Here is a 22303-nt window from a genome sequence, read left to right as displayed (position 1 = left end):
TTATGTTCGGCTCTAGTCGTGGTGTGAATGAATATTCCCGGGTCGGTGTTGAAACCGGCGTCGTATCCGCTGACCCTCACAAACTGGTAGTGATGTTATATGAAGGTGCAATGACGGCCTGCCATACCGCTGTCATGCATATCGACTCCAAAGATTTCGAGCGCAAGGGAGCCATGATTTCCAAGGCGATCATGATTATCGAAAGTGGTTTGCGCCTGAGTCTGGATAAAAAAGCCGGCGGCGAGATTGCCACCAGTTTGGATGCGCTGTACGGCTATATGAGCGACCGTCTTTATATGGCCAATATTAAAAATGATTCATCGCTGATACAGGAAGTCATACGCCTGTTGGGGGATCTCAAGAGTGCCTGGGAAACCATTGGTACCCAGGTGGCGCCTGAAGGCAACCAGTTTCAGCGTGTACAAAATTACGCAAAGGCATGATGATGAGCGAATCCATGGAAGTTGAAATCTACGAGTCTGTGGCCGATGTCACTGGCGAAATGCTGCTGGCAGCGCGCGAACATGACTGGGAGCGCTTGGCACAGCTGGAGCAGCGTTGCGCGGATTTTGTGCAGCAACTGAAATCCTGCACCGAAGAGCACTTGAGCGGACCATCCTTGCAGCGCAAGATCGCCAGCATCAAGAAAATCCTGGCCGATGACCGTGAAATCCGCAATCTGGTTGACCCCTGGATGGTCAAGCTGTCTGCCATGATCAGCAGCAACAGCAACGAGCGCCGACTCGGTAACAGTTATCGGCAGTAATGAACTGCCATGCTGATCAAGTTATCGGATAATCCAGGGGTTGCGCCGGTTAGCCGCGTAACCCAGACGCTGCCTACTGTCAGGGTTGCCGATACTGTTCAGGATGTCGATTTTCGTTTCAATCAATTCATCAAGGGCCAGGACTATCTGGCCCAGGTGATGTCCCGCGCCGACTCTCGCCATTTCAATGTGGATGTCGGTGGTACGCTGCTCAAGATGGACCTGGGGTCCCAAGCCAAGATTGGTCAGAATCTCACCCTGCGTTTTCTGGATGAAACCCCCACGCCCACCTTCCAGCTCATGTCTCAGCTCACCGCTGAAGCTGAGCCCGACATTGCCCTCAGTTCCGCCGCCCGTCTCATCGACAGCAAATTGCAGGAAGCCCAGAAGCAGGGCGTCCCGACCCGGTTTGAAGCGACAGGTGTTGTCACCCAGTCGCCCCAGGCCCCGCAGCAAATGGCGCAAGATCTCAAGCAGGCGCTCACCCTCACGGGTCTCTTTTACGAATCCCATCTTAAAGCGTTTGCCGAAGGCGGGCGTCCCCTCGCTGCCATCTTGCAAGAGCCGCAGAACCAGCCCAATTCCAATGCCGGTACCATGTTGTTGCCACAGCAGCTTTCCGTACTGGAAAACAGCCGTGTGAACTGGCGCGGTGAGGTATGGCCTGGCCAGCAGATGAACTGGTCGGTGGAAGTGCAACAACAAGCCCAGCAACAGGCACAGGCGTCATCGGCATCTGCGGCACAAGCGCAGGCGTTTAACCAGCCATCGCCCCTGCAACAGTCGATGTTGCCGAATCCGTCACTCAATCAGCCCCTGCTTTACCAACCGCCAGCGGTGCCGGTGGAGCAGCGGGGCAATCAGAATGACACGGCGACCGATCATGCCACTGCACAGCTGGATTACGAACCTGAAGTCAGCAGCGAATTGACGCTGGACCTGCCGCAGCTAGGGCGCGTCAGCGCCCGCCTGCGCGTGATAAATGGGCATATGAGCATACAGTTGCAAGCGCAGCAGATCGATACGCTGCAAACCATGCGCGCGCGTCGGCATCAGCTGTTCGAGGCATTGGAACAAAGCGGGCAAACAGTGGATGCCCTGGTGGTGGTGCGTGATGGCGAATAAACCGGCCGAAGCGCGGCTTACCCAGCAGGCGATAGCACTAGCCTACGAGACCGGGGATTTTGCGCCACGGGTAGTGGCCAAAGGCCGCGGGCTGGTAGCCGAGCAGATTATTGCGCGGGCGCGTGAACATGATGTGTTTGTGCATGAATCCAAGGAGCTGGTGTCCTTGCTGATGCAGATTGACCTGGACGACCATATCCCGCCCAAACTCTATATGGCGATTGCGGAAATTCTGGCTTGGCTTTATCGGCTGGAGCAGGATGCAGAGGCGGAGCCGCCGCAATACCACCCCTGAGATGTTGATCCCTTAAACGGCTTATACCTGCATGTTCATGATGTCCTGATAAGCGGACACCAGTTTGTTCCGTACCTGCAAGGTGGCTTGGAACGAAATGTTGGCTTTCTGCCCGGCAATCATGACATCGGACAAGCTGACCGAATCATCGCCCATGGCGAAATTCTTGCCGAGGCGCTCGGCTTCCAGTTGCGACTGGTTCACCTGATTCAGGCTGGCCTTTAGCGTTTCAGCAAAGTCGACTTTTGGCGTGCTTTGCGCGTTGGTGGCAGGCGTGGTCTCGGCCACAGGCGCCATGGCTGGCTTCTGCGTTGCTGCTCTGATCTGCGCCAGCATGGATTCTATCCTGCTGGAATCTATTCCGTTAATGGCCATCTTGTCCTCGCTGCATAGGGAATGCTACGAAGCTAATGTATCATTCCCCTCATCCAGTCAGCCCCCAAATAAACCAGTGAAATTCGCTCTATTCCATCATTTGAAAATGGCGGATGCGATGATAATGACCTGCAATCGGTAATCCCTGCTCAAGGGGGTGCGGTGAATATAAGCCCACTGACACTCGAGCGCGTTTTAAATTGGAGATGGATATGGCTGCAGCACCTGACGCCGTTGTTGAAGCTGCCCCCACTGGCATATTTGGGCAGAACACGGCTGTATTGACCAACAAGGTTTTGCTGGCACTTGGCGTTGCCGCTGTGGTGGCTGTCATGGTGGTGTTCTGGCTCTGGAGCCAGCAACCTGAATACCGTGTCCTGTTTTCCAACTATGCGGACAAGGATGGCGGCGCCATTGTGGCCTCCCTTGAGCAGATGAACATCCCCTACAAGTTTTCCGAAAGTGGCACTGCCATTCTGGTGCCTGCTTCGCAAGTGCATCAAGTGCGGCTCAAGCTGGCTGCCCAAGGCTTGCCCAAGGGCGGCAATATTGGCTTTGAGCTGCTTGAAAACCAGAAATTCGGTGTTTCCCAGTTTGTTGAGCAGGTGAATTTCCAGCGCGGCCTCGAAGGCGAGCTGGAGCGCAGCATCCAGACCATCTCTGCCGTGGAGGTTGCCCGTATTCACCTCGCGATTCCCAAGCCATCCGTTTTTGTGCGTGATCAGCAAAAGCCTACCGCCAGTGTATTGCTCAATCTGCGTCCAGGCCGCATGCTGGATCAGCAGCAAGTCAGCGCCATCGTGCATCTGGTGGCCAGCAGCGTGCCTGAGCTGCCTATTGCCAATGTGACCGTGGTCGACCAGAACGGCAATCTCTTATCCGATACCGACAAAAAAGGCGGTCGCAATAACCTCGATCCTACCCAGCTCAAGTATGTAGATGAGCTGCAGCAGAATATCGTGCGCCGTGTCGAATCCATCATCGCGCCTATGGTCGGTGCCAGGAACGTGCATGCCGAAGCGAGTGCCGAAGTCGACTTCTCTACTCAGGAGCAGGCCGCCGAAACCTATCGCCCCAATCAGGCGCCGGATGCCATGTCGGTGCGCAGCCAGCAATCCAATGAATCGCAAAGCACCTCGCCTGCTGGTGCGGGTGGTGTTCCTGGTGCGCTGTCCAACCAGCCACCAGCGCCTGCCACGGCACCACTGAATACCGCTGTTCCCGCCAATGCCGGTGCGCCGGGGGCTGGTGCGCCTGCCAATGCGGCCAACAATGCCAATGCTGCTAACGCTGCCCCTGCCGTGCCAGTCAATTCGCAAAAGAATGTCACCACCAATTACGAGCTGGATAAGACCATCCGCTATGTGCAGCAACCCATGGGCGGCGTCAAACGCCTGACCGTGGCCGTGGTGGTGAATCACAAGCAGGTGGTGGACAAGAATGGCAAGGTGACTAACCGTCCACTGACCGATGCCGAGAAAACCGAGATCAGCGATCTTGCCAAGCAGGCCATGGGCTTTAACCAGGAACGCGGCGATTCGCTGACGGTCGTCAACAGCTCGTTTGCCGGTGAACAGATCGAAGCGATCCCTGACCTGCCACTGTGGAAGCAGCCAGAAAACATCGAGATGGCAAAAGAGTGGCTGAAGATGGCGGCAGGCCTGCTGGTAATCTTCCTGCTTTATCGTAAACTGATGAAACCGATGATGCAAAAGCTGGTAAAGTCGGATCAAAAGGATGCCTTGCCCGCGCCCGGCGATGATGATGCCGTGGTGACGCTGAGTGGCGCCGCTGAGGGAGCGGAGGGTGAAAACATGGTGGGTGTGCCGAGAAAGCTCGCCGCCAAGGGCTACGAACAAAATCTGGAAGCTGCCAAACAGCTGGCCAAGGAAAACCCTAAACTGGTCGCTAGTTTGGTAACGAATTGGGTGAGTAAAGAATGAGTGACGATGGCGTGATGAAAAGCGCAATCCTCATGCTCGCATTGGGGGAGGATGAGGCGGCGGAAGTAATGAAGTTTCTGAGCCCGAAAGAGGTGCAGAAACTGGGCACGGCCATGGCGGGCATGAAATCTGTCGAACATGATCAGATTGAAGCCGTGGTCACCGAGTTTCTCGATATCGCCGACCAGAAAACCTCCATCGGCCTGGATTCCGACGAATACATCCGCTCGGTGCTGACCAAGGCGCTGGGCGACGATAAAGCGGCGGGTCTGCTGAACCGCATTCTGCAAACGCGCGACGCCAGCGGCATTGAAAGCCTGAAATGGATGGATGCGCAGACAGTGGCGGAATTCATCAAGAACGAACACCCCCAGATCATCGCCACTATCCTGGTGCATCTGGAGCCCGATCAATCCGCCGAAGTCTTGAGCAACTTTACTGATCGCCTGCGGCAGGATGTGATGCTGCGCATTGCCACGCTGGATGGCGTCAAGCCGGTAGCGCTGCGCGAGCTGAATGAAGTGATGACCAAGCTCTTGACCGGCAACGAAAGCCTGAAGAAGCAGCAGATGGGCGGCATCAAGGCCGCTGCCGAGATCATGAACTTTTTGGGCGGCGACAACGAAGCCAGCGTCATGGAAGGTCTCAAAAGCTATGATGAAGACATGGCGCAAAAGATCATGGACGAGATGTTTGTCTTCGATAACGTCATCGATATCGACGACAAGGGCATCCAGGTCATGCTGCGCGAAGTGCAGTCCGAGACTCTCATTGTGGCGCTGAAGGGCGCGACACAAGAGCTGCGCGACAAGATATTCAAGAACATGTCCAGCCGTGCGGCTGAAATGATGCGTGAAGACCTCGAAACCAAGGGGCCGGTCAAGCTTTCCGAAGTCGAGGCGCAGCAGAAGCAGATCCTGCAGATCATCCGCCGCTTGGCCGACGAAGGTCAGATAATCTTGGGCGGCAAGGGCGACGAGGCATATGTCTAACGCCACCATCCCCAAGGAAAAACAGACTGCGTACCAGCGCTGGGAGCTATCTTCGTTTGCCGAGGATAAGCCCAAGCCGATGGCGGTTGGCAAATCGCGCGAAGAAAAAGAAGCGGACAGCGCCAAGCTGGCGCAGATGATAGACAAGCTACGGCAGGAAGGCTACGCCAAGGGGCTGGAAGAGGGTTATGCCGCCGGCATGGCGCAGGCTATGGAGCATGCCCAGGCCGAGCGTACCCAGCTGGAAACCCTGCTTAATTCCCTGACGGAAGCCATGTCCGCCTCCGATGAAGCTGTTGGCGAGCAACTGCTGGCCCTGGCGCTCGATCTATCCAAGGCCATGCTGAAGACCAAGATCGAAGTCGATTCGACTGCCGTGCTGAGCGTGGTGAAAGATGCCATCCATTACCTGCCTTATGTGCAGCGTCCGGCCCGTATTCTTGTGCACCCGGATGATGTCAAAACCCTGAAAAATTATCTGGTGGATGATATTGCCGAGCACCACTGGATGATTCAGGAAGACCGCAATATCGAGCGTGGCGGTTGCATCGTCGAAACCGCTGCCAATCAGATTGATGCTACCAACGAAGTGCGCTGGAAGCGCATTGCCGATGCTCTTTCCCAGCAGAATGACTGGCTGAAATAATGACTGCCGCCAATCCTCACGTCCAACGCTGGCATCGCTACCTGCGGGACTGTGGCGAGATACTGGAAATTGTCGAGCCGCTGGAAGTGGCTGGCCGGATTACCAAACTTACCGGGCTGGTGATGGAGGCCGTCGGTATCAAGTTGCCCATCGGCAGCGCCTGTGTCGTGCCGCTGGCCGAAGGTCGCCGCGTGGAGGCCGAAGTGGTGGGCTTTGATGGCGACAAACTCTTGTTAATGCCCCAAAGCGGGGTAGAAGGCATTGTCCCTGGTGCCAAGGTGTTTGCCATGGATGTGTCCGATGCCTTGCCCAAGCCCAGCCATTCCAACCCGCCACGCCGCCGCACTTCTGACCGCGCCCGCCACTTGCCAGTAGGTGATGGCCTGCTGGGTCGCGTGGTTGATGGCGCAGGCCGTCCGCTGGATGATCTGGGGCCATTGTTGACGCAGAACAGCGTACCCCTGAACACTCGTCCGCTTAATCCCCTGATGCGCGCTCCGATTACCGATGTGCTGGATGTGGGCGTACGTGCCATCAACAGCATGCTGACCGTGGGCCGTGGCCAGCGCATGGGCCTGTTTGCTGGTTCTGGTGTGGGCAAGAGCGTGCTGCTTGGCATGATGGCGCGCTACACCACGGCCGACGTGATTGTGGTGGGCCTGATTGGCGAGCGGGGCCGCGAAGTAAAAGAGTTTATCGAACAGATTCTGGGCACGGATGGCCTGGCCCGTTCCGTGGTGGTGGCTGCCCCGGCCGATGTGCCCGCGCTGATGCGCTTGCAGGGCGCCAGCTATGCCACGGCGATTGCCGAGTTTTTCCGTAATCAGGGTAAAAATGTCCTGTTAATCATGGATTCGCTGACGCGCTACGCCATGGCCCAGCGCGAGATTGCGCTGGCCATTGGCGAGCCGCCTGCGACCAAGGGCTATCCGCCTTCGGTATTTGCCAAGCTGCCTGCGCTGGTGGAGCGTGCGGGCAATGGGCGGCCAGGCGAGGGCTCCATCACCGCGTTTTATACCGTGCTGACTGAAGGCGATGACCAGCAGGACCCGATTGCCGATGCTGCGCGCGCCATTCTGGATGGGCATATTGTGCTGAGTCGCAGTCTGGCGGAGAGCGGTCATTACCCCGCGATTGATATCGAGCAATCCATCAGCCGCGCCATGCATAACATAACCTTGCCCGAACATCAAAAGCTATCAAGAAGGTTAAAGCAGCTCAATTCGCGGTATACACGCAGTGCGGATTTGATTAATGTAGGAGCATACGAAGCTGGCAGCGACCCGGTACTTGACGAGGCGATTGCCAAGCACACCAAGATCGAAGCGTTTTTGCAGCAGGATATTGCAGAGCGCTCCGATGTAGAACACAGTATTGCAGAGCTTGCGGCTGTCGTGGCAGGCTGAATCAACAAGTAGGGGGCAGATATGGCGGCACAATCACTGGTTCTGGTGACATTGACCGAGTTGGCTGGCAAGGAGGCCGATCAGGCAGCCGAAAAGCTGGTGGCACTCAACAAGCTGCTCGAGGATGCACAGGTCAAGCTGAATATGCTGACCGAATACCGCAATGACTACATGGCCAAGCTGGCGCGCGATCTCGAAACCGGCATGGACGCCCAGTCCTATCAGAATTTTCAATCCTTCATCCGCAAGCTTGACCAGGCGGTAGGAGGGCAGCAGGAATCCGTGGAGCTGGCGCGCAGTCGTGTTTCAGCCCAGCGCATTGTCTGGCAGGAATGTCAGAAAAAGAAACTATCTTATGAGGTACTGGCAGAGCGCTCGGAAAAGAAAGCGCACCAGCAGGAGCAAAAACGCGATCAGAAGCTGATGGACGAGCATGCCATGCGCAGCACCCGTCAGCCTGGCCGGGGTTAACTCCCAAACTGCGAAAGAGTGAATCATGCAAAATACGCCTTTACCCATTATTTCCAGCACCCCATCCAGCAATGGCATGGGTGCCATGAATGCTCCCAAGTCCACCACCACGGACAATGCCGCTGCCACCAATAGTTTTCAGAAAGTGCTGTCCAACCAGGTGCAGCAGCGCCAGCAGAAAAACGACAACCAGCAGGGTAAAGCCAGCTCCGCCAACGTGAAATCGCCCCAGGCCGAGCAGAAAGCTGCGGATGCCAAGGCAGCCGATGCGAAGAAAGACGCCACTGACAGCAGCGCCAATGTTGCGCCTGAGCTGGCTGATCAATTCAAGGATCTGGCCTTGTTGGCCAAGCAAGGTAAAGACCTCAAAGGGAAAACCGACAAGTCGGAAGAGACAAAAGATACGACAGATGCGGCGCCAGTGCTCACCACGGACCCCGCGATTGCTGCACTGGCCGTGCCTGCCAATGTGCCAGTCACACCAACAGACAAACCTGCCTTGACGACCGAAGATGCCGCGGCAGAACAAAAACCGCAGATGGAAACGACGGACAGTCGTCCGCGTGGCCGCTTGGATCAGGAGCTGGGCAATATGCTGGCTCAAAGCCGTAGCGATGGTGCTGATGCCAGTCAGCTGGCGCAGGCTGGCAATGACAAGGCCGACATGAGTGCCTGGCTGGAAAAAATGCTGCCTGGTTTTACAAGCGGTGAAACCGCCAAGCTGGCTGAGCAACAAGCCGCCAAGGTGGATAACGCCGCTACCATTACCCAGGCGCAGGCTGTCGCCGCCACTACGCCCATGAATCCGATTCAGGCGAGCGAAGCGGTGGGTAGCGCCAATACCATTACCGCATACCCTGGCCGTGCTGGCTGGGATCAGGCCATCGGCCAGAAAGTGGCCTGGATGGTAGCCGGTGGCGAGCAATCCGCCACCCTGACCCTGAACCCGCCTGACATGGGACCACTGCAAGTGGTGATTCATGTACACAATGACATTGCCGATGCCACCTTCATGTCCAACAACCAGGAAGTACGCCAAGCCTTGCAGGATGGCATGTCCAACCTGCGTGACATGCTGAATGCCTCAGGTATCCAGCTTGGGCAAAGCAATGTTGGCGAGCATACGCAATCCCAGCAGCAACTGGCCCAGGCCGGTGGTCGCAGTGGGTCCGGCGCAGCTGGCAATGCCGAAGGCGATGCTCCCGCCGCCTCGGTGCAGCAGACCGTAGTACGCAGCGGTAACGGCATGGTCGACACCTTCGTCTAACCGCATCTTTTGGCAAACTTGGTCTGGGGTGTGGCACGTATGCTATCCCCTGACTAAGTTGCATGCATACTGAATGGGCTCTCCCGCCCAAACTCCCGCCCAACGCGCTCCAGTTCCTTGTCTCTGCCCGATTTGGGCTATTTTTCTCCCTCTTTTCAGCGCATCTTGGTATCCTTGTTTTTTTCATAATAGAAGCGTCCAGATAGACGCTAGTCACCAAGGGAAGCATTAGATGGCAAAAGATCCAAAAGCGGCAGCGCCCGCAGAAGAAGCACCCGCAGCGGGCTCCAAGAAAAAGCTGATCATGATTATTGTGATCGTCCTGCTGGTGCTGGGCGGTGGCGGCGGTGCGGCTGCATGGTTCTTCTTGCACAAGCCTGCCAAAGAAGAGCACAAGGTGGAAGAAAAACACGAAGAAGCCCCCAAGCCGCCTGTCTTTGTCAGCCTGGAGACATTTACCGTCAATCTGCAACCGGACCCTGAATCCCAGTTCCTGCAGGTGGATCTTACGCTGAAAGTTGCGGATCCCGAGCAGGCTGAGCTGGTGAAGCTGCATATGCCAGAAATCCGCAATCGCCTGTTGATGCTGCTCTCCAGCAAAAAGCCTTCTGAAGTGACCAGCATCGAAGGCAAGAAAGCCTTGAGCGACGAGATTGTGGCCCAGGTCAAGCAGCCGTTTTCTGCTGGCGAGAAACCGCTGGAGGTTAGCGGCGTCTTTTTCACTTCATTTGTGGTGCAATAAACAGCCATGGCGGACAGTTTTTTATCTCAGGATGAAGTCGATGCCCTGCTGAAGGGTGTGGGCCTTGACCAGGACGAGACTCCGGTCGAGCACGATCCGCATGGCGTGCGCGAATATAACCTCGCGACCCAGGAACGTATCGTCCGTGGGCGCATGCCCACGCTTGAGATCATTAACGAGCGCTTTGCCCGCCTGCTACGCATCGGCCTCTTCAACTTCATGCGCCGCAGCGTTGAAGTGTCGGTGGGGCCTGTCCGCATTTCCAAATACAGCGAGTTTGTGCGCAATCTGGTAGTGCCGACCAATCTTAATCTGGTGCACATGAATCCATTGCGCGGCACCGGACTCATGGTGTTTGATCCCTCGCTGGTGTTTTCGATTGTCGACAACATGTTTGGCGGCGATGGCCGTTTTCATACCCGGATTGAAGGGCGCGACTTTACCCAGACCGAGCAGCGCATCATCCAGCGCGTGCTGGCGATCGTGATCGAAAATTACGAAAAATCCTGGGAGCCGGTATACCCGGTCAAGTTTGAATACCTGCGGTCTGAAATGAATACGCAATTTGCCAACATCGCCACGCCCAATGAAGTGATCGTGGCGACCACCTTCAGCATCGAATTGGGGCCAGCTGGCGGCGAAATCCATTTCTGCTTCCCGTATTCAATGATCGAGCCGGTGCGTGATCTCCTGACCTCCAGTCTGCAGGGCGAAGTGCTGGGTGTGGACAAGCGCTGGGTGCGCCTGATGACACAGCAGATACAGGCTGCCGAGGTTGAACTGGTCGCTAACCTGGCCAAGGCCAGAATGCAGCTGGGCGATGTGTTGAACATGAAAGTGGGCGATGTGATTCCGCTCAATATTTCGGAAACAATAGAGGCGCATGTCGATAATGTGCCGGTCATGGAATGCAAATACGGGGTGTTTAACGGGCAATATTCGCTGCGGGTTGAGAAATTGCTGCGTGCCAATGCCTCAGAGTACGTAAAAGGAGAGAAACATGGCGAATAGCCCGGACGACGAATTTGAACAAGCCGCAGCAGGCGCTGCCGCCGAGGATGACTGGGGTGCCGCCATGGCCGAGCAGCAGCAGGCTGAAGACAGTCCGCTGCAAGCCAAAAGTGCCCAGGCCACGGTGTTTACCGAGCTTTCTGGCAAAAAGGTAAGCGATACCCAGAACGACATCGACTTTATCCTCGATATCCCCGTGCAACTGACGGTGGAACTGGGCCGTACCAAGATCGCCATCAAGAATCTCTTGCAACTGGCGCAGGGCTCGGTGGTGGAACTGGATGGCATGGCCGGTGAGCCGATGGACGTGCTGGTGAATGGCTGCCTGATTGCCCAGGGCGAAGTGGTGGTGGTGAATGACAAGTTTGGTATCCGCCTCACCGATATCATCACCCCGGCTGAACGTATTCGTAAAATCAACCGATAGGCAGCGCATGAAAAAACTGGCTGTCCTTCCTGTGCTGTTGTTGCCGATGCTGGTATTTGCCGCTGACGCGCCGCCTACTCCTGCCACAAGTGCCCTTAAAATGACGTTTGGATTGCTGGTCGTGCTCGCCATTATGGCTGGCCTGGCCTGGCTTATCCGGCGCTTTGCCCCTGGCCGCACAGCGCAAAATTCGGTGGCCCGCGTCGTGGGTGGCGTGAGCGTAGGTACGCGTGAACGCGTGGTCGTGGTAGAAGTGGCTGGCCGCTGGATCGTTGTGGGCGTAGCCCCCGGGCAAGTGCGAGCCTTGGCCGATCTCGAAGCCGGCGATAGCAACGTTGAGCAGGCCATCACCAGTGCTAATCCCCAGCCATTTGCTGGCTGGTTACAAAGATCCTCAGAGAAATTCCATGGCAAGAAGTAAACCGACAATGGCACGCCGCCATTGGCACACTGTCATCCGATATCTGCCGTGGGCATTGCTGGCTATTCCGGCGCTGGCCCATGCCGAGGCTGCCATGCCGCTTATCAACGCAGCCCCGGGCTCAGGTGGCAGCCAGAATTACACGCTAAGCCTGCAGACGCTGCTGCTGCTGACGTCGCTTTCCTTCCTGCCTGCCGTGTTGCTGATGATGACGGGGTTTACCCGCATCATCATCGTCTTGTCGCTGCTGCGCCAGGCACTGGGCACGCCGACTTCGCCGCCTAATCAGGTGCTCGTGGGGCTGGCGCTGTTCCTGACGTTTTTTGTGATGAGCCCGGTCATGGACAAGATCTATACCGAAGCCTACCAGCCATTGTCCGAGAACAGGATCACCCTGCAGGAGGCCCTGGAAAAGGGCGCCGCGCCATTGAAAACCTTCATGCTGAAGCAGACACGCGAGGCGGATATTGCGCTCTTTATGCGTATTTCGCGTAGTGAAGCGGTTGATGGGCCAGAGCAGACCCCCTTGCGTGTGCTGGTGCCTGCGTTCATGACCAGTGAACTGAAGACGGCTTTCCAGATTGGCTTTGCCATTTTTATTCCCTTTCTGATCATCGACATGGTGGTCGCTAGCGTGCTGATGTCCATGGGGATGATGATGGTGTCACCTGCCATTGTGGCCCTGCCATTCAAGCTGATGCTGTTTGTGCTGGTGGATGGCTGGCAACTGGTGCTTGGCTCGCTGGCCGAGAGTTTTTACTGAACGAGGTGCAGACATGACCCCAGAAGGCGTGATGACCTTAGGTCGGCAAGCAATGGAAGTGACACTGATGGTGTCGGCGCCCATGTTGATCGTGGTGCTGGTGATCGGCTTGCTGGTCAGTATTTTTCAGGCGGCGACGCAGATCAACGAAACCACCTTGTCGTTCATTCCCAAGCTGGTCGGGGTGTTTGCCGTGCTGGTGATTGCGGGCCCGTGGATGCTCAGCGTCATGCTGGATTACATGCGCGCCATCTTTACCAGCATTCCTTCCCTGGCGGGATAAGCCCACGCTGTGGTCTCCATCAACACCGACATCCTGCAATCCTGGATCGTGCTGCTGTTGTGGCCCATGACCCGTCTCCTGGCCATGATCGCCGTGGCCCCTGTCCTCAGTCACCGTTCTATCTCGGCTCGCGTCAAAATCAGCATGGCACTGATGATGACACTGGCACTGCTTCCCAGTTTGCCTCCACCGCCTGCGCTGGATATTTTCAGCTGGAAAGGCATGCTGGTGCTGGCGCAGCAGATGCTGATCGGGTTTGCCATTGGCTTCAGTATGCGCATTGTGTTTGCTGCGGTGGAAATGGCCGGACAGATGATAGGCATGACCATGGGCCTGGGCTTTGCCATGTTTTATGATCCGCAGACCCAGGGCCAGAGCAATGCCATCAGCCAATTCATGGTGCTGCTGACCACGCTGATCTTCCTGAGCCTGGATGGTCATCTGCTGATGATTTCAGCGGTGATGGAAAGCTTTGCCAATTTTCCCCTGAGTGCCGAATGGCAGGGCGGGCTGGATTTCATGAAGATGGCGAACTGGGGGGGCAAGATTTTCAGTGCTGGTCTGCTGATTTCGCTACCTGCCATTGCGGCCTTGCTGATTACCAACATGGCGCTCGGCATATTGACGCGTACCGCGCCACAGCTCAATCTCTTCGGGATAGGGTTTCCGGTGACTATCGCCATTGGCTATGTCGTGGTGGCGCTGGTATTGCCTGGTATCCTGCAGCCTATCCTGCAATTGATACAGGAAAGTGCAGCCAACATGGCATTGCGCTTTTAGCCAATATCGCATCGCACCTGCGCATCGGCAGGTGGAGTCAAACTACTAGATATACTTGAACAGCGTGAGGCCCGACAGCTGAACGTATGATTGCTGGGCAGCCTCAAGGATGGTCTTTTGCTTGGTGATATCCGACAAGGCCTGGGCGTAGTCCAGATCCTGAATACTCGACAGCTCGGCTTTGTATTGCAGCTCTCTATCGTCGCCGTTGTTGTCCAGGGCGTCGATTTCCTTCAGCTTGGAGCCAGTGGCGGCACGCACGGTCAGCACATTATCCATGCCTTTGTCGAGACTGGCGTTGGCGGAAGCCAGCGCGGTATTCAGCGCCGCGGTCGTGGTGGCCGGGTTGGAAAGCAGGTCGACAATGTTGGATAGTGTGGCAAATACGTCATTACCTTCTGCCTGGAATACATCCGGGCCATTTTCGGTGGTTGACATCTTGCGAGTATCGCTGACCTGCATATCCATTTGGCCGCTGTCACCGTTGTAAGTGGCGCCTGTGGTTGTGGCAGTATACGGTTGAGTGGTGTTCTTGAAGCCGCCAAACAGATAATTGCCGTTGCCATCCTTGCTGTTGGCCAGGCCGACCAGTTCTTCCAGGTCATTGCGCAACTGGGTCGCAATGTAATTCTTCTCATCGCTGGACAAAACGGCATTGCCGGCACTGATCAATGTACTCTTGGCGGAAACCATCAGGTCGGTAACACTGCTCAAGGTACTTTCAATCGAATTCAGGTTAAACGAAGCCATCGCGCGATTATCGGCATACTGGCTGTTGATGCTTTGTGCTTGACTGATGGTCAGCGCGCGGGCAGAACCGACTGGGTCATCCGCAGGTGTAAGAATGCGTTTGCCGGAAGAGACCTGCTGCTGCAGTTTGTACTGTTCGCTCTGCAAGGAGCTGATCTTGTTGATCCCGGTTTGATAAATCGTATTCGTGCTAATGCGCATGGCGATATTCCTTAGCGGATATTAATCAGCGTGTCGAACATCTGGCTTGCAATCTGCATCACTTTGGCAGCGGCCTGATAAGACTGTTGATAACGGAGCAGATTGGCGGCTTCTTCATCCAGGTTCACCCCGGAGTTGGACTCCATTTCGGCTTGTGCCTGTGCCAGCAGGGTGGCTTCAGCAGCCCCCGTCACCTGCAGCTCACTGGTTTTGTTGCCGACCTGGCTCACCAGTTGGGCAAACGCGGCTTCATAAGACTTGTTACCGCTCACGGTAGAGGCTGTCTGCAGCTTTGCCAGCAATAGCGCATTGGTATTGTTGCCCGCGCTGCTGCTGGTGCTAGGTGTCAGGGTAAAACTATCGCCGTTATTCGGCGTGCCGCCCATGGTAAAACTGGCGCCAGCCACGGTGTAGGTGGCACCTGCGGTATAAGGGACGGAGGCTCCGGCGGCATACGTGGTCGTTGCGCCGCTACTGCTTTTCACGGTGACGGCTTCAGTGGCCGGAAAACCATTCAGATTGCCGGTGCCGCTATCATAAGTGAGCATCAGCGCACTGCTGAAGGGGCTGCCCATGTAGGCGCTGTTCACCGTCAGGTTGCTAATGGCACCGCTGCCGGTGTTGCTGCTGCTCTTGGCGCCAATAAGAGGCGATGCGGCCGCAATCTGGTCGGTGCTGGTCAAGGCTACATCAATCTGTTTGGCGGCATCTGCCGTAGGCTGGATGAGGAAGTTATCCCCTGTGCTCATGGTGCCGCTACTGACACTGATGCTGACCCCGTCAATGGTGATCGGCATGCTGGTGAAGTTGGTCGTGGTGCCATCGCTCAGGCGTTTGACTGAGTAATTGGTGCCACCGTTATAAGTCAGCGTGTAGTCGCTGGTGGTAACGGCAGAGGCATTGGTAAAACTGCCAGCCAGCACCGCATTGCCGGTATTGTTGCCATTGGATTTAATGGTCGGGGTGATGGTGTTGAAGTAATTCACGCCCGCATTGCCATTGAGGTCCAGCCCAAGTTTTTGCTGGGCGTTGAATGTCTCGGTCAGCGAAACGGCAATCTGGCCCAGCTGGTTTTTGGTCGTATCAAGCGAGTGATTGCGGAACTGGATCAGGCCGCCCAGCGTGCCGCCGGTAATGCTGTTTTCGCCCAAAATAATCGGTGTGCCAGCCTTGCCGGAATAGGCGACTTCGAGCCGTGTGCTATCGGTAGGCGAGTTGACCACGGAAAGGTTATAGCTTTCCTTGTCCACCACGAGTGGCAGCCCATTGCCGACAAAGACGTTATAGCTGTCGCCCGACTTTACGATGGTGGTCTTGATCTGGCTGCTCATCTTGCTGACCAGCAGGTCGCGCTGGTCCATCAGGTCATTGGGGGATTTGCCGGTGGCGCCAATGGCTTTGGTGATCGAATCGTTCAACGAAGCGATCTGCTGTGCGTATGAATTGACCAATGAAGTGCTGCTGCTCAGTTGTGAGTTCACCGAGTTTTCCATTTCGGTGAGACGGCTGCTCAGGCTCTGGAACCGGCTGGCAAGCGCTTCGGATGAAGACAACATGGCCTGGCGACTGGAAGCCGAGCCAGGGTTGTTGGTTAAATCCTGAATGCTGTCGAAAAAATCCTGCAGGGCAGGTGAGAGGCCAGCAGAAGAGTCTGCCAACATATTGTTGATGCTGCTGATCTGCGAGCTGTAGGTCGAAAGTTCGGTGCTGCGGGCCTGGCTGATATTGACCTGTTTTGCCAGCAGGTCGCTATAAACGCGCTCAATGCTGCTGATTTGCGTACCCTTGCCCAGATAGCCAAAGCCTACATTCTGTGATGCTGACGCAGACTGCGCGATCACTTGCCGGTTGTAACCCGCACTGGAAGCGTTGGCGATATTGTTGCCCGTCACGCTAATCCCGATCTGGGCTGCGTTCAGCGCACTTTTACCTATATTTAAAATATCGCTTCCCATGGTTCTTTTTTCCTAGACTATGGATTATTGACGGCAGAAGCCGTAGGAACTTTAATCGTGGGCATCAGGCAGTGGACACCTTCTTGATCACACTGATCAGTTTGCTGGCGTAATCAGGGTCTGTGGCATAGCCACCGTTTTGCAGTCCTTGCGCATAGGCATTGACGTCATTCAGGTTGGACATGGCATTGCCATAGCGTGGGTTCTTGCTGACCATGTTGGCAAAATCCTTGAAGGAGTCTGCATATGAATCATACGCGCGGAAGGTTTCTACCCGCTTTTGCTTGACGCCATTCACGTATTCCGTGGTGACCGCATCTACTGTTTTGCCGGTCCAGCCTGCGGTGGCCTTGATGCCAAACAGGTTATAGCTGTTTTCCCCATTCACGCCCTTGATTTCGCGCTTGCCCCAGCCGCTCTCAAGTGCTGCCTGGCCCAGCATGTAGTTGGCGGGGATGCCTGTCGTGCGGCTGGCTTCCGCGGCATACGGTGCCATGGTGGCCTGGAAGCTGTCGGCATTGCTCTCCGATTTGCTACCGCTGCTCGCGTTCTTGGTAGCGTCCTGCGCCGGGTCTGCATACATCTGCAGCGCGGTGCGTGGCACAAAGGGGCTGCTATAGGGCAAAGCCGCGCTCACACCGTCATCCTGATCGGGGTTGGCGCCGGGGGTAACACCAGTTTTGCTCAGCTGTCTTGCCAGTACATCGGCCAGGCCTATGCCCTTGGATGCAATATTCTGACTCAACTGCTGATCCAGCATGGCAGTGAAAGTGCGGCTTTGTTCATTGTCAAACATGCCCTCCTGGGGCGTGGCATCCCGCATGCTTTTCAGCATCATGTTGACGAATACGGCTTCAAACTGCTTGGCAACAGCCTTGATCGCCTCTGGCGAATCATTCTTGCCGGAGAACTTCAGCTGATTCAGGCTATTGGCATCAAATGCCAGTTTGCCCGTGCTGTCTGAAGGAGAGTTGACCATGGCGTTTGGCCTAGATCACTTCGAGTTCTGCGCGCAGGGCGCCAGCGGACTTCATAGCCTGCAATATGGCGAGCAGGTCTTGCGGTGTCGCGCCGATGGCATTCAATGCCTTGATCACATCGGACAGCGATGCGCCGCCGTCCAGTTTCAGGACCTTGCCTGGTTCTTTTTCGATGGAAATTTCCGAACGTGCGGTACTGACCGTCTGGCCGCCCGAGAGCGCGCCAGGCTGGCTGATGACGGGAGCCGTGTTGATCACGACAGACAGATTGCCATGGGACACGGCGCAGTCTTCCAGCGATACCGAACGGTTCATCACCACCGAGCCGGTGCGGGCGTTCAGGATCACCTTGGCGGAAGACTCAGCCGGGTTGACGTTAATGGACTCCAGCGCGGCCAGAAAGCTCACGCGATTGCTGTCTACCGGGGCATTGACGCGAATGACGCGGCCGTCTTGCGCGGCGGCCGTGCCGATGCCAAAACGCTGGTTAATGGCGTCAACGACCTTGCTGGCGGTGGAGAAATCCGAATCTTTCAATTCCAGGTTGATGCCAGTGCCTTGATTTAGCGCAACCGGAACTGCCCGTTCTACCGTGGCACCGGCCGAGATACGGCCGACGCCCAGGTGATTGATCTGAGTCTGGCTGCCATTGGCTGAGGCGCCCACACCGCCCACTACCAGGTTGCCCTGTGCCATCGCGTAGACCTGATTGTCAGCACCTTTCAGCGGTGTCATCAGCAGTGTTCCGCCACGCAGGCTCTTGGCATTACCCATGGAAGATACCGTCACGTCCAGCGCCTGGCCCGGCTGGGCAAAGGGCGGCAGGGTGGCGGTGACCATCACGGCGGCGACGTTTTTCAGCTGCAGGTTGGTGCCCTGTGGCAGGGTCACCCCCATGCCTTGCAGCATGCTGATCAAACTTTGTACGGTAAAGGGTGTTTGCGTGGTCTGGTCACCCGTGCCATCGAGGCCCACGACCAGGCTGTAACCTATCAACTGGTTGGAGCGCACGCCTTGAATCGTTGCCAGGTCTTTCAGGCGCTCCGCTTCTACCGGCAGGCTCATGCCCAGGCCAGCGGCCAGGAGGGCGATCAGCAGAATATTCAGACGGCGTTTAGGCAGAAGCGTGATCATGATGGCGTTCTCACAGCGGGATAAAGCTCAGGAAAAAGCGCGACAGGATGGACGTCACCAAGGCGGCATCCACACGGCTGTTGGTACGGTATTCGATACGGGCATCGGCGACACGTGTCGATGGTACGGTGTTGCTGGCGCTGATGGTGTCTGGATTCACAACACCGGAGATACGTACAAATTCGGTGCCTTTATCCAGCGCCACCTGTTTTTCACCACCAACGACCAGATAGCCGTTTGGCAGGACATCAAGTACCGTGACCGCAATCGAGCCGGTAAAGATATTGCTGGCATTGGCGGCGGCTGCATCGTCGAAGGAGATATCCGATGCGCTATTAAACGCGGCCCGTGGTACCGGGCTGCCAAACGAGGCGGTGACCGATGAGTTTACGCTGCCGGTTTTGCTGGCAGAGCTGGCATTGGCTTTGGTCGCCGAGGTGTTTTCCGCGATGTTGATCATCAGCGTATCGCCAATCAGGCGGGCGCGACGGTCTTCAAACAGCGGACGATACGCGGCGACATTGTAAATGGCGCCATTTGTCGGTGGACGTGCAGAGGCAGGGTAGGGCTTGGTGGTCAAGGGGCCCTGCGTAATCGACGTAGGTGTGCAGGCGCTCAGCATGAGCGCACCCGTCGCCAGCAGTGCGGTGGCTGCTGGCTTCAGGTAATGTGCGCAATAACGAATGATCTTAAGCATGTTCAAACTCCCGGCCTTGCCATGACTATAGCTGCGATAGCCTTTGCAGCATCTGGTCTGAGGTGGTGATGGCCTTGCTGTTGATTTCATAGGCGCGCTGAGTCTGGATCATGCTGACCAGTTCCTCAACGACATTCACGTTGGAGGTTTCCACGTAACCCTGATTCAGTACGCCAGCGCCGTTGGAGCCTGGCGTATTGGTGCTGGCCGTGCCCGATGCCGATGTTTCGACGTACAGGTTTTCACCCTTGGATTGCAAACCGGCCGGATTGATAAAGGTGGCCAGCTGAATGGTGCCAATCTGGGTGGTTGCCACGGAGTTGGGCAGCGTGACGGAGACCGTGCCATCGCGACCGACCGTAATGCTCTGCGCATTGGCCGGAATGGTGATGGCAGGCTGGATGGTGTAACCGCTGGCGGTTACCATCTGGCCCTGGTTATCTACCTGGAATGAACCATCGCGCGTATAGGCAGTGGAGCCATCGGGCAGCAGCACCTGGAAGAACCCTTCACCATTGATGGCGAGGTCCTTGGCGTTTTCGGTTTGTTGCAGGTTGCCCTGGCTGAAAATACGCTCGGTGGCGACGGGTTTTACACCGGTGCCCAGCTGCATGCCCGAAGGCAATTGGGTTTGCTGCGAAGATTGCGCACCTGGCTGGCGGATGTTCTGGTAGAGCAGATCCTCGAATACAGCGCGTGAGCGCTTGAAGCCATTGGTGCTGACGTTGGCCAGGTTATTGGCGATCACGTCCATTTGCGTTTGCTGCGCATCCAGGCCGGTCTTTGAAATCCACAGTGAGCGTATCATGATGATGTCCTCTCGTGCCCGAGATGCATAAACGGGCGTTGGTATGACTGCATATTAACGTAAGCCTGATCAACTCAAACTGAAGAGTTGACTGGCTTTATTGGCGTTATTCTCGGCGTTCTCCAGCAGTTTCATCTGCGTTTCAAACTGGCGGGCCAAGCTGATCATATTGACCATGGCATCCACCACATTGACATTGCTGCCTTCCAGCGCGCCGCTGGTGACCTGAATATTGGCATCCGCCTGAGCCGGCTGGCCGTTCTGCGTGCTGAACAAGCCATCGGTACCACGCACCAGCGTGCTTTCAGCCGGATTGACCAGCTTGATGCGGCCGACAATATTGGTTGGGCTAGGCACGGTAACGCGCGACACGGTCGACACCGTGCCATCCTTGCCGATGGCGACTTTCTCATCAGGTGGAATCGTGATGGGGCCGCCATCGCCCAATACGGTCAGGCCATCGGCGGTCTGCAAAATGCCGTTTTCATTGACCTTGAGCGAGCCATTGCGGGTGTAGGCCTCGCTACCATCCAGCCGTTGTACCGCCATCCAGCCTCTGCCCTGAATCGCGACATCCAGATCGCGCGAGGTGCCGATGATGGTACCGGGCGTGAAATCGGTGGCGACCGTGGTATCAATCACAAATGCCCGCGTCGGCAAACCTTCGCTGACAATCGGCACAGCGCGGAAAGAATCCACCTGGGCCTTGAAGCCAGTGGAGGTGGCATTGGCCAGATTGTGCGCCGTGGTCGCCTGCTGCTCCAGAATGTGCTTGGCGCCTGACATCGCGGTATAAATCATGCGGTCCATATGGTCTCCTTTACGGCTTCAGCCCGAGCTCAATGCTTAACGCAGGTTGACCAGGGTCTGCAAGACCTGATCCTGCGTTTTGATGGTTTGTGCGTTGGCCTGGTAGTAGCGCTGCGCGGTAATCATGTTCACCAGCTCCGCCGTCAGGTCGACGTTGGAATCTTCTGTGGCCGAAGATTGCATGGTACCCAGACCGCCTGTGCCAGCTTTGCCGATCACCGGCACACCAGCGTCTGCCGTTTCGGCAAACTGGTTATTACCCAGCGCTGACAGGCCATTCGGGTTGGCAAACTTCGCCAGCACTACCTGGCCCAGAGCCTTGGCCTGGCCATTGGTGTAGCGGCCGATAATCGTGCCGTCAGCCGCAGTGCTAAAGCTGGAGAGGCGGCCGGAAGCGTAGCCATTCTGCACCTGACTATTAAGGCTGTAGTCGGAACCAAACTGGGTTGAACTGGCAAAATTCACCGTCAGTGCCTGGTTTGCAGGCACGGTAGGTGGAGTCAGGTTAACCGTTTGCGTGGCAGTGCCCGTCAGTCGACCGTTGGTATCAAAGGTAAGCTGCGATGAGCCTACAGCGGTGGTGCCGCCATCCACTGTGGTGCGCACATCCCAGGTGTTGGCTGCTGTCTTGATCAGATAGCTTTGCAGGGTATGGGGATTGCCTTGGCTGTCATAAACGCTGATAGGCACCACTTGAGTATAAGTGGTGGGGTCGGCAGGGTTAAAGGAGGCTAAAGGCAGAACTGGGCTGCGAGAATCCAAGTTAAACACATCGCTAACCGTGGTCGTGGCCTGCGGTGCCAGATCAGCGGAATTGATCTGGATATCGGTTAGTGCACCAGTCTGCAACGCGCCTGTACTGTCAGCGACATAGCCGGTAAGACGTTCGCCGCTGGAGGTGACAATATAGCCGGATTTGTCCAGCTGGAACTGGCCATTGCGGCTATAGGTAATGGCGCCACTGTTGCTCAAGCGGAAAAACCCATTGCCATTGATGGCGATATCCATCGGGTTTTCAGTATTGGTGATATTTCCCTGGGTAAACTGGCGCTGAATATCCGCCACCTTGACGCCGATACCGGCTGAGCCAGTGCCGGAGCCGTTCAATGCGTTGGCATACACGTCCGCGAACTCGGCGCGAGATTGTTTGAAACCCACCGTGTTGGCATTGGCAACGTTATTGCCAATGACGTCCAGACTCTTGGATGCGGCGTTCAGGCCGCTTAACCCTTGTTGAAAACTCATAATGATCTCC

26 protein-coding genes are annotated in these 22303 nt (G+C 56.3%); 17 read left to right on the top strand and 9 right to left on the bottom strand.

What is annotated here, in order from left to right; all coding sequences use genetic code 11:
• The first annotated feature begins 2 nt into the window (after positions 1–2).
• Genes fliS through LG204_RS13590 form a run of 4 tightly spaced genes read left to right on the top strand, consistent with a single transcriptional unit; the run spans position 3 to position 2186 of the window.
• Entirely contained in the window at positions 3–443 is a 441-nt protein-coding gene (fliS, locus tag LG204_RS13605; protein ID WP_230337780.1) for a flagellar export chaperone FliS, read from the top strand.
• Between the two features lie 2 nt (positions 444–445).
• The gene (locus LG204_RS13600) at positions 446–766 is read left to right on the top strand and encodes a flagellar protein FliT (RefSeq protein WP_230337779.1); all 321 of its coding nucleotides are present in this window, start codon (positions 446–448) and stop codon (positions 764–766) included.
• Between the two features lie 9 nt (positions 767–775).
• Complete coding sequence (fliK, locus tag LG204_RS13595; protein WP_230337778.1) at positions 776–1891, top strand: flagellar hook-length control protein FliK; 1116 nt, start codon at positions 776–778, stop codon at positions 1889–1891.
• Positions 1881–2186, top strand: a complete 306-nt coding sequence (locus LG204_RS13590) for an EscU/YscU/HrcU family type III secretion system export apparatus switch protein (RefSeq protein ID WP_230337777.1) — start codon at positions 1881–1883, stop codon at positions 2184–2186. Before fliK ends, LG204_RS13590 begins: the two co-directional genes overlap by 11 nt.
• 21 nt (positions 2187–2207) lie before the next feature.
• Here LG204_RS13590 and fliE read toward each other — a convergent pair whose 3' ends face one another.
• A complete protein-coding gene (gene fliE / locus LG204_RS13585) occupies positions 2208–2561 on the bottom strand; it encodes a flagellar hook-basal body complex protein FliE (RefSeq protein WP_230337776.1) in 354 nt (117 codons plus the stop codon).
• A gap of 212 nt (positions 2562–2773) precedes the next feature.
• Between fliE and fliF the strand changes: the two genes are divergently transcribed.
• The 13 genes from fliF to fliR all read left to right on the top strand — a co-directional run bounded on the left by fliF (position 2774) and on the right by fliR (position 13713).
• The gene (gene fliF / locus LG204_RS13580; protein ID WP_230337775.1) at positions 2774–4504 is read left to right on the top strand and encodes a flagellar basal-body MS-ring/collar protein FliF; all 1731 of its coding nucleotides are present in this window, start codon (positions 2774–2776) and stop codon (positions 4502–4504) included.
• Positions 4501–5496 (top strand): flagellar motor switch protein FliG, encoded by a 996-nt coding sequence (gene fliG / locus LG204_RS13575; RefSeq protein ID WP_230337774.1) that lies wholly within the window; start codon positions 4501–4503, stop codon positions 5494–5496. Before fliF ends, fliG begins: the two co-directional genes overlap by 4 nt.
• Entirely contained in the window at positions 5489–6142 is a 654-nt protein-coding gene (locus tag LG204_RS13570; protein ID WP_230337773.1) for a flagellar assembly protein FliH, read from the top strand. Before fliG ends, LG204_RS13570 begins: the two co-directional genes overlap by 8 nt.
• On the top strand, positions 6142–7548 hold the full coding sequence (fliI, locus tag LG204_RS13565; RefSeq protein ID WP_013441591.1) for a flagellar protein export ATPase FliI: 1407 nt from the start codon (positions 6142–6144) through the stop codon (positions 7546–7548). The genes LG204_RS13570 and fliI overlap by 1 nt, the downstream gene beginning before the upstream one ends.
• Before the next feature lie 21 nt (positions 7549–7569).
• A complete protein-coding gene (gene fliJ, locus LG204_RS13560; protein ID WP_230337772.1) occupies positions 7570–8019 on the top strand; it encodes a flagellar export protein FliJ in 450 nt (149 codons plus the stop codon).
• A 25-nt stretch (positions 8020–8044) separates the two neighbouring features.
• Positions 8045–9286 carry a flagellar hook-length control protein FliK gene (locus LG204_RS13555; protein WP_230337771.1) on the top strand — a complete coding sequence of 414 codons (1242 nt, stop codon included), beginning with the start codon at positions 8045–8047 and terminating at the stop codon, positions 9284–9286.
• A 232-nt stretch (positions 9287–9518) separates the two neighbouring features.
• On the top strand, positions 9519–10028 hold the full coding sequence (gene fliL, locus LG204_RS13550) for a flagellar basal body-associated protein FliL (protein ID WP_230337770.1): 510 nt from the start codon (positions 9519–9521) through the stop codon (positions 10026–10028).
• A 6-nt stretch (positions 10029–10034) separates the two neighbouring features.
• A complete protein-coding gene (fliM, locus tag LG204_RS13545) occupies positions 10035–11039 on the top strand; it encodes a flagellar motor switch protein FliM (RefSeq protein ID WP_230337769.1) in 1005 nt (334 codons plus the stop codon).
• Positions 11029–11466 carry a flagellar motor switch protein FliN gene (gene fliN, locus LG204_RS13540; protein WP_230337768.1) on the top strand — a complete coding sequence of 146 codons (438 nt, stop codon included), beginning with the start codon at positions 11029–11031 and terminating at the stop codon, positions 11464–11466. Before fliM ends, fliN begins: the two co-directional genes overlap by 11 nt.
• A gap of 7 nt (positions 11467–11473) precedes the next feature.
• Complete coding sequence (gene fliO, locus LG204_RS13535; RefSeq protein ID WP_230337767.1) at positions 11474–11887, top strand: flagellar biosynthetic protein FliO; 414 nt, start codon at positions 11474–11476, stop codon at positions 11885–11887.
• Positions 11874–12650 carry a flagellar type III secretion system pore protein FliP gene (gene fliP / locus LG204_RS13530; protein WP_230337766.1) on the top strand — a complete coding sequence of 259 codons (777 nt, stop codon included), beginning with the start codon at positions 11874–11876 and terminating at the stop codon, positions 12648–12650. The genes fliO and fliP overlap by 14 nt, the downstream gene beginning before the upstream one ends.
• Positions 12651–12663: 13 nt before the next feature.
• Positions 12664–12933, top strand: coding sequence for a flagellar biosynthesis protein FliQ (fliQ, locus tag LG204_RS13525; protein WP_013441599.1), 270 nt, complete (start codon positions 12664–12666; stop codon positions 12931–12933).
• Positions 12934–12942: 9 nt separating this feature from the next.
• Positions 12943–13713 (top strand): flagellar biosynthetic protein FliR, encoded by a 771-nt coding sequence (gene fliR, locus LG204_RS13520; protein ID WP_230337765.1) that lies wholly within the window; start codon positions 12943–12945, stop codon positions 13711–13713.
• A gap of 45 nt (positions 13714–13758) precedes the next feature.
• Here the strand turns inward: fliR and flgL are convergent, their stop codons facing one another.
• The 8 genes from flgL to flgE form a co-directional block, all read right to left on the bottom strand.
• A complete protein-coding gene (gene flgL / locus LG204_RS13515; protein ID WP_230337764.1) occupies positions 13759–14664 on the bottom strand; it encodes a flagellar hook-associated protein FlgL in 906 nt (301 codons plus the stop codon).
• An 11-nt stretch (positions 14665–14675) separates the two neighbouring features.
• Entirely contained in the window at positions 14676–16619 is a 1944-nt protein-coding gene (gene flgK / locus LG204_RS13510; protein ID WP_230337763.1) for a flagellar hook-associated protein FlgK, read from the bottom strand.
• Positions 16620–16683: 64 nt separating this feature from the next.
• Positions 16684–17598: a flagellar assembly peptidoglycan hydrolase FlgJ gene (flgJ, locus tag LG204_RS13505; RefSeq protein WP_230337762.1), complete on the bottom strand. Its 915-nt coding sequence runs from the start codon at positions 17596–17598 to the stop codon at positions 16684–16686.
• A 10-nt stretch (positions 17599–17608) separates the two neighbouring features.
• Positions 17609–18733 (bottom strand): flagellar basal body P-ring protein FlgI, encoded by a 1125-nt coding sequence (locus tag LG204_RS13500; protein ID WP_328441945.1) that lies wholly within the window; start codon positions 18731–18733, stop codon positions 17609–17611.
• Positions 18734–18743: 10 nt separating this feature from the next.
• Complete coding sequence (locus tag LG204_RS13495; RefSeq protein ID WP_230337761.1) at positions 18744–19430, bottom strand: flagellar basal body L-ring protein FlgH; 687 nt, start codon at positions 19428–19430, stop codon at positions 18744–18746.
• A gap of 25 nt (positions 19431–19455) precedes the next feature.
• Positions 19456–20238, bottom strand: coding sequence for a flagellar basal-body rod protein FlgG (flgG, locus tag LG204_RS13490; protein WP_230337760.1), 783 nt, complete (start codon positions 20236–20238; stop codon positions 19456–19458).
• A 69-nt stretch (positions 20239–20307) separates the two neighbouring features.
• Positions 20308–21048, bottom strand: coding sequence for a flagellar basal-body rod protein FlgF (gene flgF / locus LG204_RS13485; RefSeq protein ID WP_230337759.1), 741 nt, complete (start codon positions 21046–21048; stop codon positions 20308–20310).
• A gap of 36 nt (positions 21049–21084) precedes the next feature.
• Complete coding sequence (flgE, locus tag LG204_RS13480) at positions 21085–22293, bottom strand: flagellar hook protein FlgE (protein WP_230337758.1); 1209 nt, start codon at positions 22291–22293, stop codon at positions 21085–21087.
• Between the last annotated feature and the right edge of the window lie 10 nt (positions 22294–22303).

This window comes from Methylovorus menthalis (genome assembly GCF_020523625.1).
Taxonomy (GTDB): Bacteria; Pseudomonadota; Gammaproteobacteria; order Burkholderiales; family Methylophilaceae; genus Methylovorus; species Methylovorus menthalis.
Note: the sequence above shows the minus strand (reverse complement) of the source record. Positions and strands in the feature narration are given on the sequence as shown.

Excerpts from the sequence above, each read along its gene's own strand:
- fliS (WP_230337780.1), top strand. The coding sequence starts at position 3 with ATGTTCGGCTCTAGTCGTGGTGTGAATGAATATTCCCGGGTCGGTGTT.
- LG204_RS13600 (WP_230337779.1), top strand. The coding sequence starts at position 446 with ATGAGCGAATCCATGGAAGTTGAAATCTACGAGTCTGTGGCCGATGTC.
- fliK (WP_230337778.1), top strand. The coding sequence starts at position 776 with ATGCTGATCAAGTTATCGGATAATCCAGGGGTTGCGCCGGTTAGCCGC.
- LG204_RS13590 (WP_230337777.1), top strand. The coding sequence starts at position 1,881 with ATGGCGAATAAACCGGCCGAAGCGCGGCTTACCCAGCAGGCGATAGCA.
- fliE (WP_230337776.1), bottom strand. The coding sequence starts at position 2,561 with ATGGCCATTAACGGAATAGATTCCAGCAGGATAGAATCCATGCTGGCG.
- fliF (WP_230337775.1), top strand. The coding sequence starts at position 2,774 with ATGGCTGCAGCACCTGACGCCGTTGTTGAAGCTGCCCCCACTGGCATA.
- fliG (WP_230337774.1), top strand. The coding sequence starts at position 4,501 with ATGAGTGACGATGGCGTGATGAAAAGCGCAATCCTCATGCTCGCATTG.
- LG204_RS13570 (WP_230337773.1), top strand. The coding sequence starts at position 5,489 with ATGTCTAACGCCACCATCCCCAAGGAAAAACAGACTGCGTACCAGCGC.
- fliI (WP_013441591.1), top strand. The coding sequence starts at position 6,142 with ATGACTGCCGCCAATCCTCACGTCCAACGCTGGCATCGCTACCTGCGG.
- fliJ (WP_230337772.1), top strand. The coding sequence starts at position 7,570 with ATGGCGGCACAATCACTGGTTCTGGTGACATTGACCGAGTTGGCTGGC.
- LG204_RS13555 (WP_230337771.1), top strand. The coding sequence starts at position 8,045 with ATGCAAAATACGCCTTTACCCATTATTTCCAGCACCCCATCCAGCAAT.
- fliL (WP_230337770.1), top strand. The coding sequence starts at position 9,519 with ATGGCAAAAGATCCAAAAGCGGCAGCGCCCGCAGAAGAAGCACCCGCA.
- fliM (WP_230337769.1), top strand. The coding sequence starts at position 10,035 with ATGGCGGACAGTTTTTTATCTCAGGATGAAGTCGATGCCCTGCTGAAG.
- fliN (WP_230337768.1), top strand. The coding sequence starts at position 11,029 with ATGGCGAATAGCCCGGACGACGAATTTGAACAAGCCGCAGCAGGCGCT.
- fliO (WP_230337767.1), top strand. The coding sequence starts at position 11,474 with ATGAAAAAACTGGCTGTCCTTCCTGTGCTGTTGTTGCCGATGCTGGTA.
- fliP (WP_230337766.1), top strand. The coding sequence starts at position 11,874 with ATGGCAAGAAGTAAACCGACAATGGCACGCCGCCATTGGCACACTGTC.
- fliQ (WP_013441599.1), top strand. The coding sequence starts at position 12,664 with ATGACCCCAGAAGGCGTGATGACCTTAGGTCGGCAAGCAATGGAAGTG.
- flgL (WP_230337764.1), bottom strand. The coding sequence starts at position 14,664 with ATGCGCATTAGCACGAATACGATTTATCAAACCGGGATCAACAAGATC.
- flgK (WP_230337763.1), bottom strand. The coding sequence starts at position 16,619 with ATGGGAAGCGATATTTTAAATATAGGTAAAAGTGCGCTGAACGCAGCC.
- flgJ (WP_230337762.1), bottom strand. The coding sequence starts at position 17,598 with ATGGTCAACTCTCCTTCAGACAGCACGGGCAAACTGGCATTTGATGCC.
- LG204_RS13500 (WP_328441945.1), bottom strand. The coding sequence starts at position 18,733 with ATGATCACGCTTCTGCCTAAACGCCGTCTGAATATTCTGCTGATCGCC.
- LG204_RS13495 (WP_230337761.1), bottom strand. The coding sequence starts at position 19,430 with ATGCTTAAGATCATTCGTTATTGCGCACATTACCTGAAGCCAGCAGCC.
- flgG (WP_230337760.1), bottom strand. The coding sequence starts at position 20,238 with ATGATACGCTCACTGTGGATTTCAAAGACCGGCCTGGATGCGCAGCAA.
- flgF (WP_230337759.1), bottom strand. The coding sequence starts at position 21,048 with ATGGACCGCATGATTTATACCGCGATGTCAGGCGCCAAGCACATTCTG.
- flgE (WP_230337758.1), bottom strand. The coding sequence starts at position 22,293 with ATGAGTTTTCAACAAGGGTTAAGCGGCCTGAACGCCGCATCCAAGAGT.